Annotated in this window: 14 protein-coding genes; 8 read left to right on the top strand and 6 right to left on the bottom strand. The window is 28.8% G+C overall.

Annotated features, from left to right (window positions below; translation table 11 throughout):
* Positions 1 to 83 precede the first annotated feature (83 nt).
* On the top strand, positions 84 to 680 hold the full coding sequence (locus AVENP_RS09570) for a hypothetical protein (protein ID WP_128357987.1): 597 nt from the start codon (positions 84 to 86) through the stop codon (positions 678 to 680).
* Positions 667 to 1,764 (top strand): AI-2E family transporter, encoded by a 1,098-nt coding sequence (locus AVENP_RS09565; protein ID WP_128357988.1) that lies wholly within the window; start codon positions 667 to 669, stop codon positions 1,762 to 1,764. The genes AVENP_RS09570 and AVENP_RS09565 overlap by 14 nt, the downstream gene beginning before the upstream one ends.
* 28 nt (positions 1,765 to 1,792) lie before the next feature.
* On the opposite strand, the gene AVENP_RS09560 is transcribed toward AVENP_RS09565, so the two are convergent.
* From AVENP_RS09560 to AVENP_RS09550, 3 genes are read right to left on the bottom strand one after another with little or no spacing between them, the layout of a single operon-like run.
* A complete protein-coding gene (locus tag AVENP_RS09560; RefSeq protein ID WP_128357989.1) occupies positions 1,793 to 2,734 on the bottom strand; it encodes a malate dehydrogenase in 942 nt (313 codons plus the stop codon).
* 3 nt (positions 2,735 to 2,737) lie between these two features.
* On the bottom strand, positions 2,738 to 3,631 hold the full coding sequence (lipA, locus tag AVENP_RS09555) for a lipoyl synthase (protein WP_128357990.1): 894 nt from the start codon (positions 3,629 to 3,631) through the stop codon (positions 2,738 to 2,740).
* 2 nt (positions 3,632 to 3,633) lie between these two features.
* Positions 3,634 to 4,350 (bottom strand): lipoate--protein ligase family protein, encoded by a 717-nt coding sequence (locus tag AVENP_RS09550; protein WP_128357991.1) that lies wholly within the window; start codon positions 4,348 to 4,350, stop codon positions 3,634 to 3,636.
* A gap of 164 nt (positions 4,351 to 4,514) precedes the next feature.
* Between AVENP_RS09550 and aceE the strand changes: the two genes are divergently transcribed.
* The 5 genes from aceE to AVENP_RS09525 all read left to right on the top strand — a co-directional run bounded on the left by aceE (position 4,515) and on the right by AVENP_RS09525 (position 11,189).
* Positions 4,515 to 7,187: a pyruvate dehydrogenase (acetyl-transferring), homodimeric type gene (aceE, locus tag AVENP_RS09545; RefSeq protein WP_172664277.1), complete on the top strand. Its 2,673-nt coding sequence runs from the start codon at positions 4,515 to 4,517 to the stop codon at positions 7,185 to 7,187.
* A 9-nt stretch (positions 7,188 to 7,196) separates the two neighbouring features.
* Entirely contained in the window at positions 7,197 to 8,846 is a 1,650-nt protein-coding gene (locus tag AVENP_RS09540; protein ID WP_128357993.1) for a 2-oxo acid dehydrogenase subunit E2, read from the top strand.
* Positions 8,847 to 8,860: 14 nt separating this feature from the next.
* Positions 8,861 to 10,285: a dihydrolipoyl dehydrogenase gene (lpdA, locus tag AVENP_RS09535; protein ID WP_128357994.1), complete on the top strand. Its 1,425-nt coding sequence runs from the start codon at positions 8,861 to 8,863 to the stop codon at positions 10,283 to 10,285.
* 131 nt (positions 10,286 to 10,416) lie between these two features.
* Positions 10,417 to 10,977: a DUF4393 domain-containing protein gene (locus AVENP_RS09530; protein ID WP_128357995.1), complete on the top strand. Its 561-nt coding sequence runs from the start codon at positions 10,417 to 10,419 to the stop codon at positions 10,975 to 10,977.
* Positions 10,978 to 11,009: 32 nt separating this feature from the next.
* Complete coding sequence (locus AVENP_RS09525; RefSeq protein ID WP_128357996.1) at positions 11,010 to 11,189, top strand: hypothetical protein; 180 nt, start codon at positions 11,010 to 11,012, stop codon at positions 11,187 to 11,189.
* Between the two features lie 112 nt (positions 11,190 to 11,301).
* Here AVENP_RS09525 and AVENP_RS09520 read toward each other — a convergent pair whose 3' ends face one another.
* Genes AVENP_RS09520 through AVENP_RS09510 form a run of 3 tightly spaced genes read right to left on the bottom strand, consistent with a single transcriptional unit; the run spans position 11,302 to position 15,215 of the window.
* On the bottom strand, positions 11,302 to 11,808 hold the full coding sequence (locus AVENP_RS09520) for a pyridoxamine 5'-phosphate oxidase family protein (protein WP_128357997.1): 507 nt from the start codon (positions 11,806 to 11,808) through the stop codon (positions 11,302 to 11,304).
* Positions 11,809 to 14,175, bottom strand: coding sequence for an ATP-binding protein (locus AVENP_RS09515; protein ID WP_128357998.1), 2,367 nt, complete (start codon positions 14,173 to 14,175; stop codon positions 11,809 to 11,811).
* A complete protein-coding gene (locus AVENP_RS09510) occupies positions 14,172 to 15,215 on the bottom strand; it encodes a CNNM domain-containing protein (RefSeq protein WP_128357999.1) in 1,044 nt (347 codons plus the stop codon). The genes AVENP_RS09515 and AVENP_RS09510 overlap by 4 nt, the downstream gene beginning before the upstream one ends.
* Positions 15,216 to 15,398: 183 nt before the next feature.
* Here AVENP_RS09510 and AVENP_RS09505 point away from each other — a divergent pair, with 183 nt between their 5' ends.
* Positions 15,399 to 15,755, top strand: a complete 357-nt coding sequence (locus AVENP_RS09505; RefSeq protein ID WP_128358000.1) for a hypothetical protein — start codon at positions 15,399 to 15,401, stop codon at positions 15,753 to 15,755.
* Positions 15,756 to 15,761 lie beyond the last annotated feature (6 nt).

Below are 15,761 nucleotides of genomic sequence, written 5' to 3'. Positions count from 1 at the left end.
CAATTATAGTGAAATACTCATTATATTTATTAATAATTTTGATTATATGATTATAATTGCATAAAATTTATATAAGAGAAATGATGATTATTTTAGAAGCAATAGGGGCAATTTTTTCAATATTAGGTGCATATTTGATGTCTTTGAGTGGCAAAGGAAATACAAAACCACTCTATTTGGGATTTATCTGTTTTTTTGTTTCAAACCTTGCACTTTTGACATTTTTCACATTAACAGGAAAAATTCCAGTAATTATTCAAATGATTCTATTTTTTGTAACAGCAATAATAGGAATTTATAAATTAACACAAAATAGAAAAAGAGATGTTCAAATTATAAGTTTTGTATTGGTAATTTATATCTTAATCTTTATTTTTACAGTTGTTCCAAATATGGCTCAAACTGATTTTAAGATATTGCTAGTTGATTTTATAGCTTCATTAATTGCTATTACTGGAAGTTTTTTACTTTCAAGTCATAATCATGTAATAAGATCATATGCGTTTATTTGTTTTTTTGTGGCGGATGTAATTTTTGTATATATTGGTTATACAAATGCCTTTTATTTCTTTATGGTGCAATCAGCTTTTTATTTATATACAAGTCTAAAAGGTTACTCAAATACAATGAAAAATGAAATTGAATTATTTAAAAAAAGGATTAAAGATGGAAAAAAATAGTAATAAAGAAGCCTTCTCAAATTTAGGAAATACAAATTTTGCAAATGCTTTTTATTTTTTTGCTTTTATGTTTTTATTTATTTTTTCTTTAAATAGTCTAAGTAATATTTTAACTCCAATTGCAATAGCAGTTTTAATCTGGTTTTTAATAAATGCCTTTGCAAATCAGATAAAAAAATTACCTTTTTTAAATGCAAAAGTAGGGGATTATATAGCTATTCCTTTATCTTTGATTTTTATTGTTTATTCAATGGTTGAAATAGGAAGTTTTATAGCTTCAAGTATGATGGAATTGAGTTCCACAATATCACAACTTGATAGTAAAGTATATGAATTAATAGATAAATTATCTTTACTTACTTCTTTTGATTTAGCTACACCTTTACAAAAGTTTTTTGAAGAGTTTAGTCTTTCAAGTGTGATAAACAAAGTTATAAGCGCCTTTAGTGCAATATTTGGAAATCTTGTTCAGATTTTTCTATATGTGCTTTTTTTATTGATTGATCAGCAGTTTTTTTCTGCAAAATTAAATGCACTTTTCCCTAAAAAAGAGAATAAAAATAGGGTTGAACATATTTTAACTTCAATTTCAAAAGGAATTAGAACATATATTTCAATCACTACAATAATTAGTTTATCAACAGGTTTTTTAACTTATTTTATATGTGAAATGTTCTCACTTCAAGGTGCAGTTTTATGGGGATTTATAGCTTTTGTTTTAAATTTTATTCCAACTATTGGAAGTATTATTGCTGTTTTAATTCCAACAATTTTTGCACTTATTCAGTTTCCTTTGATTTCAGATGTTTTAATTTTATTTACACTTTTGATAATCATTCAGTTTGTTTTGGGAAATATTATCCAACCAAGAATGATGGGAAATAAACTTAATATTTCTCAATTTATAGTTATCTTATCATTAGTTGTTTGGGGTGCTATGTGGGGAACAATTGGAATGTTTTTATCAGTTCCTATGATGATGATTTTGTTGATTGTTTTATCTCAGTTTGAAAGTACTAAGAAATTAGCGATTTTAATTTCAGCAGATGGAAATATTTTAGGAACATCTAACTCTTCCAAATAGTTATATTTGAAAGAGTTTAGACTTTTAATCAAAAGTTATTATCTATTATATTTACTAATTCTTTAATTGATGCAATTGATTTTGCAAATTGAGCTTTTTGTTCTTCATTTAGTTCAAGTTCAACAATTTTCTCAAACCCTTCTTTTCCTAAAACTACAGGAACACCAGCTACAATATTTTCATATCCATATTCACCTTGTAACATTACAGCACAAGGATACGTCTCTTTTGAATCAGTTAAAATAGCTTCAACCATTAAAGCAGTAGAGTGTCCAGGTGCATAATATGCAGAACCAGTTTCAAGTAATTTTACGATTTGAGCTCCACCATTTCTAGTTTTTACTATAATTTCTTCAATCTCATCAGCTGTTAAGAATTCACTTAAAGCTTTTCCATCTACGCTAGAGTAGTTTGCTAGTGGAACCATTTCATCACCATGTCCACCCATAACAGCTGCTTTTATTTCATTTGGAGTAAATGTTAATTTTTCTTTTATAAAGTGAGCCATTCTTGAACTATCAAGAACTCCTGCCATTCCAATAATTTTATTTCTTGGTAAAGATGTAGCTTTTAAAGCAGTGTAAACCATTGCATCTAATGGATTTGAAACGATCATATAAATTGCATCTTTATTAAATGGCGCGATTTCATTTATTACTGATGTCATAATTTTTGCATTTGTAAGTAATAAATCATCTCTACTCATACCTGGTTTTCTAGGAATTCCAGCAGTTATTACAATTACATCGCAATTACTAAATTCTTCAGTGTTACTTGCAAAACTAACTTTTGTTGATGATTTTGCAGCTCTTGCAGCTTGTGAAATATCTAAAGCCATAGCTTCAACAACATTCATTCTTAAATCTTTTAATACGATTTCAGTACAAATATTTTTATTTGCTAAACTAAAAGCTAAAGTAGCTCCAACATTTCCTGCACCAATTATTCCAACTTTTTTATTATTACTCAAAAATTATCCTTTTATTAAATTATTATTTTTATTATTACTTAAATACTCATGTGCTAAATATGAACTTCTAGCATAAGGAGTACTGTGTACAAACTCAAACCCTAAATCTAAAGCTAGTGTTTTATATCTTTCAAACTGTTCAGGTTTTACAAATTCAATTACTTTTTCATAGTCACCTGATGGTGCTAGATATTGTCCTATACTTAAAAACTTGCAACCAACAGCAATTAAATCTTTAAATACTTGAACCATTTCTTCTTCTGTTTCACCAAGTCCAACCATTAAAGCACTTTTTGTTTTAACAGCATCGCCACCTAATTCTTTTATTTTTTGAAGAACTTCTAATGATCTTTCATAAGTTGCATTTCTTCTTACTCTGTATAATCTTGGAACTGTTTCAATATTGTGTCCAATAATTACAGCTCCTGAATCTACAACTTTTTGAATAGATTCAATTTTTCCTTTAAAATCAGGAATTAACAACTCAACTTGTGCATCTGTAGTATTTTCTAAAATATTTTTTGTAACTTTGTAGAACTGTAAAGCTCCACCATCGTCCAAATCATCCCTTGCAGGACTTGTAATTACTACAAATTTAAGACCAAGTTTTTGAACAGCTATTGTAACTTGCTCTATTTCATCTTCATTTACACCATCTGGTTTTCCAGTTTTTACATTACAATATGTACATCTTCTTGTGCAAGTGTCCCCTAATATTAAAAATGTTGCATTCTTTTTAGAAAAACATTCACTAATATTTGGACATTTTGCTTCTTGACAAATAGTGTGTAAGCCACCATCTTTTAGAAGTTGCTCCATATCTTTTTGGGCAGTATTAGATAGTTTTTTTCTTAACCAAACAGGTTTATTAAAATCTATTTTTTGTGGTACTGTCATTTTTACTTACCTTCTAATATTTTTTTTAAATTTTCATTTTCAATTTGCGATAATTCTGATAATATTAATTTTGCATCAAAACACTCACTAAAAGCCTCAATAAGTCTATTTTGCGCTTCTTCAAAACTTAGATGAATATCTAAATCTTCAAGAGATATTCCTACTCTTTTATCTTCTTTTGTTTTTACAATGGGAATTGAGCCATGTTGAAATATTAATTTTTTATTTCTTTTTTGGGCATTTCCACCTATTTTATTACCATCAACGATAATATCATAAGCTTCAAATCCAACTTGACAAAATTCATTCTTTTTCAATTTAATATATTCTGAATCTTTTACAAAAGTAGGGGTTAATCCTATTTTTCTATAAAATTCTAATAAAAATTGACATATTTTTTCATATGACTGTTTTACACTTAAAGTTCCAAATTCAGTATTTGATAATACTAAACTATAAGATATATCATGACCATGGAATAAAACTCCACCGCCAGTTATTCTTTTTGAATAATTATCTTTATATAAGTCTTTTAAACTTTCATAGCTTTCAAATTCTTGACCTGCGCCAATAGTAAATGAATTTTCCCAAGTATAAAATCTCAAAATTGGCATGTCATCTTTTTCATAGGAAATAGTTAACGCTTTATCTATAGCCATATTCATTTTTGCATTGTTAATATTTGTTAAAATTAATCTAAATTCTTTTTTATCAAGCATTTAATTTATTCCTAAAGTGTAATTTTATCACTTTAAAGCAATTTTTCTTATATTTATCTTAAAAATTAAAATTAGTATAAGTTTATAATTGTATCATAATAAATATTAGTTTTCTACCTCCATAGAAAATAATAATAATTTTAATAAATACAATAAGGATATCAATGCAAAATGAATATTTAAAAGACATTAATCCAGAAGAAACAAATGAATGGCTTGAAGCCTTAGACAATATTATAGAAGAAGGTGGACCTAAAAGAGCACACTATATTTTAGAAAAATTAATTGATAAGGCAAGAAGAAAGGGTACGTATCTACCGTTTAGAGCAACAACAGCATACTTAAATAGTATTGATGTTGAAGATGAACCTAAGATGCCAGGTGATAGAGATATCGAAAGAAGAATCAGATCTGCAATTAGATGGAATGCAACAATGATGGTATTAAGAGCATCTAAAAAGAATTTAGAGCTTGGTGGACATATTGCATCATTTCAATCTTCTGCAACATTATATGATGTAGGATTTAATCACTTTTTTAGAGCTCCGAATGAAAAAGATGGTGGAGATTTAATTTTCTTCCAAGGGCATATTGCTCCTGGTATTTATGCTAGATCTTTCTTAGAAGGAAGAATTACAAAAGAGCAAATGGATAACTTTAGACAAGAAGTTGATGGACACGGTTTATCATCTTATCCTCACCCAAAATTAATGCCAGATTATTGGCAATTCCCAACAGTATCTATGGGACTTGGACCAATTCAAGCAATTTACCAAGCAAGATTCTTAAAATACTTAACAAATAGAGGTATTAAAGATTGTAGCGAGCAAAAAGTATATTGTTTTATGGGTGATGGTGAGTGTGATGAACCAGAATCTTTAGGAGCAATTTCTTTAGCAGGTAGAGAAGGTTTAGATAACTTAGTATTTGTAATTAACTGTAACTTACAAAGACTTGATGGACCAGTTAGAGGTAATGGAAAAATCATTCAAGAACTAGAAGGAAACTTTAGAGGAAATGGATGGAGAGTAGTTAAAGTAATCTGGGGAAGACACTGGGATGCTTTATTACAAAAAGACAAATCTGGTAAGCTTTTACAATTAATGGAAGAGACAGTTGATGGTGAGTACCAAAACTTTAAACAAAAAGGTGGAGCTTACACAAGAGAACATTTCTTTAATAAATACCCTGAAACTGCAAAATTAGTTGAAAATATGTCTGATGAAGATATTTTTGCTTTAAACAGAGGTGGACATGACCCATTAAAAGTTTATGCAGCATATAAAGCAGCAGAAATAACAAAAGATAGACCAACAGTTATTTTAGCTAAAACTGTAAAAGGTTACGGAATGGGTGAAGCAGCTGAAGGTAAAAATATTGCTCATGGTGTTAAAAAAGTTGATTTAGATTCATTAAGACAATTTAGAGATAGATTTAGAATTCCTTTCTCAGATGTTGAGTTAGAAAAATTACCATACTATACTTTTGATGAAGATTCTGTTGAAATGAAATATATGAAAGCAAGAAGAGCTGAACTTCATGGTTTTGTTCCTCAAAGATTAGAGAAATTTACTAATAAATTAGAAATTCCTTCTTTAGCTGAATTTGAATCTATTACAAAAGGAAGTGGTGATAGAGAAATCTCTACTACTATGGCTTTTGTAAGAATCTTAAATATATTAGTAAAAGATAAAAATATCGGTAAACAAATTGTTCCTATTGTTCCTGATGAAGCTAGAACTTTTGGTATGGAAGGTATGTTTAGACAAATTGGTATTTATTCAAATGAGGGTCAAAAATATGTTCCTCAAGATAGAGATCAAGTTGCATATTATAAAGAAGATAAAGAAGGTCAAGTACTTCAAGAAGGTATTAATGAACTTGGAGCAATGGGTTCATGGGCAGCAGCAGCTACTTCATACTCTGTAAATGATGTTCCTATGATTCCATTTTACATCTATTACTCAATGTTCGGATTCCAAAGAACAGGAGATATGGCATGGGCAGCAGGTGATTTAAGAGCTAGAGGATTCTTAGTTGGTGGAACTGCAGGTAGAACTACATTAAATGGTGAAGGTTTACAACACGAAGATGGACATTCTCATATTTTAGCTAATACAATTCCAAGTTGTATCTCTTATGACCCAACTTATGGTTATGAGTTAGCAGTAATTGTTCAAGATGGTATTAATAGAATGTATGGTGAAAAACAAGAAGATGTATTCTATTATTTAACAACAATGAATGAAAACTACAAACAACCTGCAATGCCTGAAGGTGTTGAAGAAGGAATTTTAAAAGGTATTTATAAATTAGATACTGTTGATGCAGCTAATGATTATAAAGTTAAATTATTAGGTTCAGGTACAATTTTAGAGCAAGTTAGACAAGCTGCTGATATTTTAGCATCAGAATATGGTGTAAAATCAGATGTTTATTCTGTTACTTCATATAATGAAATTGCAAGAGAAGCACAAGATGTAGAAAGATACAACTTATTACATCCAGATGAAGAGGATAAAACTCCTTATGTAACAACTGTATTAGGTGAAGATAAAGATAATATCATTGTTTCAGCAACTGATTATATGAAAATTTATTCTGAACAAATTAGAGCTTATGTAAAAGGTTCATTTAAAACTTTAGGAACAGATGGTTTTGGTAGATCTGATTCAAGAGCAAATTTAAGAGAACACTTTGAAGTTGATGCTAACTTTATTGTTTACACAACTCTATATTTATTAGTAGAAAATGGTAAATTAGATAAAAAAGTATTAAATGAAGCTATTGCTAAATTTAAAATCAATCCAAATAAAATTAATCCATTATATGCATAAGGTGTGTCTATGAGTATTGAACAAATAAAACTGCCAGACGTTGGTGGAGAAGAAGTAGAAATTATTGAAATCAGTGTTAAAGTTGGTGATAGTATTGGTGAAGACGATACTATCATTGTAGTAGAAACAGAAAAAGCTTCTATGGATATTCCTGCACCATTTGCTGGAACTATTGAATCTTTAATTGTTAAAGCAGGAGATAAAATTAAAGAGGGTGATTTAATCGCTACTTTAGTTACAACTTCATCAGCTTCTAATGAAACTGTAAAAGAAGTTGCAATTGCAACACCTGCTAAAATAGTTGAAGAAATTAAAACTGAAGAAAAAACTGTAGAAGTAAGTACAGCTTCACAAGAGACAACTTTAGTAATTGAAGATATTTTTGTTCCAGATGTAGGTGGAGATGAATCAGTTGATGTAATTGAAATTATTGCATCAGTTGGGGATTTTTTAAATGAAGAAGATGGAATAATTACTTTAGAAACTGAAAAAGCTACAATGGATGTTCCAACACCAATTTCTGGTAAATTAGTTGAAATTCTTGTAAATGCTGGAGATAAAGTAAAAACTGGTTCTTTAATTGCAAGAATTGAAAAAACTGTAGTTGCTTCAACACCAAAAGAGGTTGCTAAAGAAGAAGTTATTGTAAAAAATGAGACGCCTGCTAAAGTAGAATCAAAAGTAGAAACTGTAAGTGTTGAATCTCATGTTACAAAAACAACTGGTAAAGCTTACGCATCACCAAGTATTAGAAGATTAGCTAGAGAATATGGTGTAGATTTAACATTAGTAAATGGTACAGGTCCTAAAAATAGAATTTTAAAAGATGATATTAGATTATATATAAAATCTGTATTATCAAATCCAAGTTGTGCAAATTTAACTACTTCAAGTAATACAGCAGGTGGTTTAGGATTTGAGTTAGCACCATTAAAAGAGATTGATTTCTCTAAATTTGGAGAAATTGAAGTTGTAGAATTATCAAAAATTCAAAAAATTTCAGGTCCATCACTTCAAAGAAATGCAATCATTATTCCTCACGTAACGCAATTTGATGAAGCAGATATTACTGATCTTGAAGAGTTTAGAAAAGAACAAAATACTATTTATTCAAAAATGAATTCAGATGTTAAAATATCTCCATTAGTATTTGCTGTTAAAGCTGTTGCAAAAGCATTAAGATTACATCCAAACTTTAATGCGTCATTATCTGCTGATGGTCAATCAATGATTTTCAAAAAATATGTAAACGTAGCAGTTGCTGTTGACACACCAAATGGTTTAGTAGTTCCTGTAATTAAAGATGCTGATAAAAAAGGTTTTGAAGAAATTGCACTTGAATTAAAAGAGCTTTCTATAAAAGCAAAAGCTGGAAAATTAACAGCAAATGATATGCAAGGTGCTTGTTTCACAATTTCATCACTAGGTGGAATTGGTGGTACTGCATTTACTCCAATTGTAAATGCTCCAGAAGTTGCAATTTTAGGATTATCAAAATCAGAATTTAAACCTAAATACAATGGAAAAGAGTTTGTACCAAGATTAATGTTACCATTATCATTATCTTATGACCACAGAGCAATTGATGGTGCTGATGGTGCAAGATTTGTAACGACATTATCGTCATTATTAGGCGATATTAGAAAAATACTTCTATAATAAAGGACTTTAGAATGAGTAAAGAAATTAAAGCCCAAGTTTTAGTAATAGGTTCTGGACCAGCTGGATATTCAGCTGCGTTTAGAAGTGCAGATTTAGGAATGAATGTTGTTTTAGTAGAAAAATTTAACACTTTAGGTGGAGTTTGTTTAAATGTTGGATGTATTCCATCAAAAGCACTTCTTCATGTGGCAAAGGTAAAAGAAGAAGCTGAGCATATTTCTGCTCATGGACTTACATATGCAGAACCAACTATTGATATAGCAAAAATTGCAGCATATAAAAATGGTGTTGTAAAAAAATTAACTGATGGTTTAAGTGCCATGAGTAAAATGAGAAATGTTACAGTTGTTCAAGGAACTGCTCTATTTGTAGATAAAAACACTGTTAAAGTAACTGGAAAAGAAGATGTAACAATCACTTTTGAAAATGCAATTATTGCAGCTGGTTCAAGACCTATTAAATTACCATTTATTCCCCATGAAGACCCAAGAATTTGGGATTCAACAGACGCTCTTGATTTAAAAGAAATACCTAAAAAACTTCTTATTATGGGTGGTGGAATTATTGGTCTTGAAATGGGAACTGTTTATCAAAAACTTGGCTCATCTATTGATGTTGTTGAAATGCAAGACCAATTAGTGCCAGTTGCTGATAAAGATGTTATCAAAATGTACACAAAAGCAAATAGTAAAAGATTTAATATCATGTTAAATACAAAAGTTGCAAAAGTTGAAGCTAAAGAGGATGGTATTCATGTATCAATGGAAGGTGAGGGAATTCAAGCTGAACCTTTTGTTTATGATGCTGTATTAGTTGCTATTGGAAGAGCTGCAAACGGTAAATTACTTAACCTTGAAAATGCTGGTGTAAAAGTAAATGATTGGGGAATTATCGAAGTTGATAAACAAATGAGAACAAATGTAGAACATATCTTTGCAGTTGGAGACATTGTTGGTCAACCAATGCTAGCTCACAAAGGTGTACATGAAGCTCATGTTGCAGCTGAAGTAATTGCTGGTAAAAAACACTATTTTGAACCAAAAGTTATTCCATCAATCGCATATACTTTCCCAGAAATTGCTTGGGTTGGTATGACTGAAAAAGAAGCAATCGCTGCTGGAATTGATTATGAAGTTTCAACATTCCCATGGGCTGCATCAGGAAGAGCATTAGCAAGTGATGTTAGTCAAAATGGTATGACTAAACTTATCTTTGATAAAAAAGACCATACTTTAATTGGTGGAGCTTTGGTTGGAGATAATGCAGGAGAGTTATTAGGTGAAATCACACTAGCTCTTGAAATGGATTGTGATGCAGAAGATATTGCACTTACAATTCATGCTCACCCAACACTACACGAATCAGTTGGAATGGCAGCAGAAATTTATGAAGGAAGTATTACTGACCTTCCAAATGCGAAAGCAAAAAAAAAGTAAATAAAAAATAAGGCTTTTAAGCCTTGTTTTTCTTCTCTTCACAATAACTAATATACATATAAACAATTAATCCCAATCAAATCCTTTTTAGATAAAATAATTAAATATTAAATTTAGGATTTGGAGTAATCATGGAAGAAGAAGTTATTAAAGAAGCGTCAAAATTATTACCTGAAGTCTATAAAGACTTAGCACAGCCTGCAACAAAAGAGATAGGTAATGTTTTAGGTCGAAGTGCTAAAGCTTTATTGGTTCCAATAAGAGGTTTTCTTTGGGGATGGGAAAAGATTGAGCAAGTTGTTACAGAAGGTGTAGAAAAGAGATTTGAAAAAATACCTGAAGAAAAGCGAAAAACTCCAGAGCCAGAAATTGCTGTTCCACTTATGCAAGCATTAACTTATACTGCACAAAATGAAACTTTAAGAGAAATGTATTTAAATTTATTAGCAAATAGTATGAATACAGATAAGGAGAAAGATGTTCATCCATCATTTGTTGAATTAATTAAACAAATGAATTGTTTAGATGCAAAAGTATTTAATAAATTATCCATTGCAATAGGTTATCAAAAAGCAATTAATCCAAATATATCAATATTGGGAAAAAACGAATTTTTTGTCAATGCGACTCCTGAATGGTTTTTAGGATGGACTATTGAAGAGTATAATATTTTGATGTCTCAGCTAGTTTAATAAGACTTAGTAAATTTGGATTAATTGGATTAATGTTTGATAGAACTGCTGGAACAGATGGTTATCAACAACTAAAAGAACATCCAGTTTTAATAAAAATTTTAGATGAATATAAACAGGTAAACTCTCAATTAGAATTGAGAATCAAGGCAACTGAAAGTATTGTTTATGTTAATGAGTATGGAAAACAATTTAAAAATGCTTGTATATAAAAAATTACAATATACATTTTTCTCTAGTTTTTAGTTAGAGAAGTTAGAATAAATTCATGAGTCCAGAAATTAAAAAATATGAAGAGAAGAAATAAAAAAAAGAGTAAATAACTTACTCTTTTTTACTTCCATGACCATGACCTGAAGAGTTAGTTGTTCTTTCAACAAACTCTTCAAAGTTTTCTCCACCAAGATTATAAGCTTTTCCAAATCCAAAAACAGCTTCACCATAAAAAGGTGTAAATTCAAAAAGATAAAAATCGCCCATTTTATGAAGTGTATTTACCATATCACTTTCAAATTTAGTTCTAAATTCATCTAAAATCAGTTTTTCATTTTCTGTATTTTGTTCTAATCTTTTAGTTTTACATTGGATTGATACTCTTTTTTTACCAAAGATATTTTTACAATCTTGTTCATCTTCACAAAAGAAAATTGAAGCCATTTCATTATTTGTTAGATTTGTCGAGTGTTTAGCCATCAATGATAGATAAACATAATATTTATGATTGTATTTTACAAAAGGTGCATAAGATGAAAAAGGATTTTTATTTTCATCTAGTGAACTAATTGTAAGACTCTTAAGAGTTTCTAAAAACTCGTTTAAATTTTTTGCCATTTATTCTTCTTTCCATAATAGTTCTAATTTTACATTAAAAATATCTGTTCTTTTTGGTTTTATAAAAATCTCTTCTATTTGAAAATTTGAGATTTTATTCTCTTCATTTATTTTTTCTATTTCATCTTCAAGGATTTTTTGAAGTTCTTCTTTTTCTATTTGTAGTTGTTGAATCTCATTTTCAACATATTTTACATCATTTCTCTCTTTTAATACTCTAGTTGCTCCCCTTGCGCTAGAAGCCACTTTACCTAAAGTAGAGCTAGTAGTTGATTTTCCAAAGAAAGCTCCTAGAAGTGATGTTCCTATTGCTATAATCGTATCAGTTGTAGTAGAACTAGCTTGTAGTTCCTCTTTTTCTTTTTTATCAAAAAGGTTATCTAGTTTATCTTCAATTGAATCATTTGTTTTTTTGAATTTTATTTGTAAGTTTTCAACTTGTTCATCTATTTTTTCATTTAATCTATCTTGAATTCTGATTTTAAAATCAGTTAAACTCTCATTTTGTTTTGAGATGATTTTTAAAGCCTCATTTTTAAATAGAGTTAATTTCGAATTTCTATAAACATAATCTGTAAAATCTTTTTGAATCTGTTTTAACTCTTTTTCATTTTGAATAAAAATAGGAGTTTCATAATAGTTTGAGTTTAATCTCTCTTTTGTCTCAAATGAAAAATTATTAACTTCTTCAAACTCTTCATAATTAATATTTGAAGTCTCTTTTTGTAAATAAAATCCATAATTTAACTCAGATGTTAAATCAATATTTTTTGCAGTATCACTAAAATGAAGTGAACATTTACAAAGTAAATAAGCTTGTAAATAGTAACTATCACTTTGTGATAAGTATAAATATTTTTGCTCTAAAATATTTGGAATTAGAGGTTTTACACTATTTTGTTTATTTGTTGTTTCAATTTTTTGTTTAGAAGTTGAACTCTCTTCTTTAGTGGTTAGTGTGGTTACCTTTTTATTGCTCATTAAAAACTTGATTTGCTCTTTTGTGATTGGCCCTTTTAAATATGATAAAGCCCATCTTGTTTGAAAAACTTTTATTCCATCTTCATTTATATTTTTCATTATAAATGTTCTTTTTTCAAGATTTGATAAAAGATTTTCTATCTCATTTTTATCAATTTTCCCCTCAACGGCTGAGCTTAAACCATCAATTACTTTTTCTTTATCTTGTTTTGTTTGAAGTCGTCCTATAAACCAAGTTCCAATATTTGCTAAACCTTTGTAGTCAATATCAACTGGATTTTGAGTAGAAAGTATAATTCCAACTCCAAAACTTCTAGCTTGTTTTAAAAGTGTAAGCATTGGTTGTTTTGATGGAGGATTTGCATTTGGAGGGAAATATCCAAAGATTTCATCCATGTAAAGTAGGGCTTTTAATGAAGTTGTTCCCTCTTGTCTTCTCATCCATGAAACCATTTGGTTTAATAAAAGTGAAACAAAAAACATTCTTTGAGAATCGTTTAAGTGGGCAATTGAAAATATAGAAACTTTCGCTTTTCCATTTTCATCGTACATAAGATTTGAAATATCTAAAGGCTGACCTTCAATCCAAGATTTAAAAGAGGGATTTGCAATAATTGTATTTAGTTTTAGAGCTAGTTTTAATCTCTCATTTTGAGGGAAAAATGTCTCTAAATCAAAAATTCCCACTTTTGAAAATGGAGGAGTTACGATAAATGAGATTAACTCTTCAATACTTAAATCTTTTTGCAAAGAGTAAGAGTTCATAAAAATAGATGAAATTAAAATAGACTCTTTAGATGAACTATCGTCTTTTTCATCAATCAATGATAATAGTGAGCTAACAGTTGAGCTAATTAATGAAACTAATAACTCACTATCTTCTAAAACTTCAATACTTGGTGCTTTAAAAGATGAAAGAATTGATATTTGAACACCAGCACTACTTCCCGGAGTATAAATAGTAAAATCAGCAGAATCTTTTAATTTTTGGATTCTTTCTTGATTTTGAAAATCTGCTTCAAGTCCATTTTTCCAAGTTTGTGCAGTTTTTAAAGCATATTCAGAAACACTCAAACCATTATTTACAGCATCTTGTTCTTCAATCCAAGGCTCAAAATCACTTCCTTGTAACTGTGGAAAAGTAAGAAGTAAATTTCCCATATCACCTTTTGGGTCAATTATAATTGAGGGAATATTATCAATTGCTGCTTCTTCTAAAAGTGAAATTCCAAGACCTGTTTTTCCACTTCCTGTCATTCCAATGATTGCTGCGTGAGTTGTTAAATCTTTATTTTTATAAACTAAAGGAGCAAAATCTGACTCATCTATTTTTTCTTTTCCAATATAAAAAAGTTTTAATTTCTCATAGTCAAAGCTTGTGCTCATATTATCTCCTTTGTCTCTTTCCTTTTTGCTTTCATTTTATTTAAAGCTAATTTTCTCATATCAGCAGTTGTATCTAATTCATCCATAATTTCAAGACCTAAAAGTGTTTCAATACAATCTTCTAAAGTTACAATTCCTTCTGTTTGATTGTATGAATCATGAACTATAAACATATGCTCTTTTTTTTGAATAAACAATTTTAAAGCTTTTGCAACATTTATATTTTCATGTAATGTAAAAACTGGTTTCATAATATTTTCTAAAGTAATCTCTTTTTCTTTTATAGATTGTTTGAACAGTTTTTTTGTTAAGATTATTCCTACAATATTATCAATATGATCTTCATATACAGGAACTCTTGAAAATTTAAAGGTTCTTTTATCTTCAATTAAATCTTTGATTAAAGAGTTTTTTTCTATTGCAAATACAACTGAACGAGGAGTTAAAATATCTTTTAATTTTTTACTATTTAATTCAAGAGTATTTTCAATAATTTTAGATTCTAAATCACCAATAACACCCTCAGCTTCACTTAATAAAGTAGATTGAAGTAGCTCTTCTCTTGAAATTTTATTTGAACTTTCTTTACCTATTTTTTTTGTTACAAATTGAGTAACTAAAATTATTGGATAAGTAATAAATATAAAAACTTTTATAATTCTTGGAGTGTAAATAGCTAATTGTCTCCAATAAACTGCACCAATAGTTTTAGGAATTATCTCAGAAACAAATAAAATTATAAAAGTAAGAACAATTGAAGTAGCCATTATTAATGTGCCATCTCCTTCAAAAACTTCTTTTGCTTGTATTCCAATAGCTGTTGCACCTAAAGTATTTGCTGTAGTATTCAAAATAAGAATAGAAGCAATTGACTTATCAATGTCTAATTTTAGTTTTTTAAAAAGTCTTCCAGCAGTAGGATGCTCTTTTTCTAATGTTGAAATATAAGTGATGTTTGTGGATAAGAGTATAGATTCTAAAATAGAACATAAAAAAGACGTACCAATAACTGTAATAAATAGTAATATTAAGACTTCCATTTATTCTTTCTTTTATAAAAATTAAGTAACCGGGAATCGTATTCCAATTTTTTCTCCTGTGAGTTGTTAAGAATTTGGGACTAATAATATCAAAATAAACTTAATAAAGAAGTTTTTGATAAAAAAATTGAAAAATAGTTGTATAATTAATTATAAAAAAACTTTTAAAATAAGGAGCTTATTATGGAATATGGGATAATGCCAAAAATTGACCAGTTTAGTGATAATAAGGCTTTAGAAATTCAAAAAGTTCAGCCTTCTTCAAAATCATCTGAAATAACAACTGAAGATGCAATACAAAAAGTGCAACAAGAAGCTATTTCAAAAGAAAAAGATGTTGCTGATACAAAAAAAGTTGCAACAGATAAAACTACTTCTAATAAATATGAAGTAGTTTTATCTAATACAAACTTTGGATTTAATGATTCTTCTAAAGACTTTTATGTAAAAGTAGAAAGAGGTAACATGGAAAATCAATATCCAACGCAAGAGATGATGAGAGTAAAAGCTTATATGTTAAGTTTAAACTCTACTTCTTAATTTCTA

It is taken from the genome of Arcobacter venerupis (genome assembly GCF_013201665.1).
Classification (GTDB): Bacteria; Campylobacterota; Campylobacteria; order Campylobacterales; family Arcobacteraceae; genus Aliarcobacter; species Aliarcobacter venerupis.
Note: the sequence above shows the minus strand (reverse complement) of the source record. Positions and strands in the feature narration are given on the sequence as shown.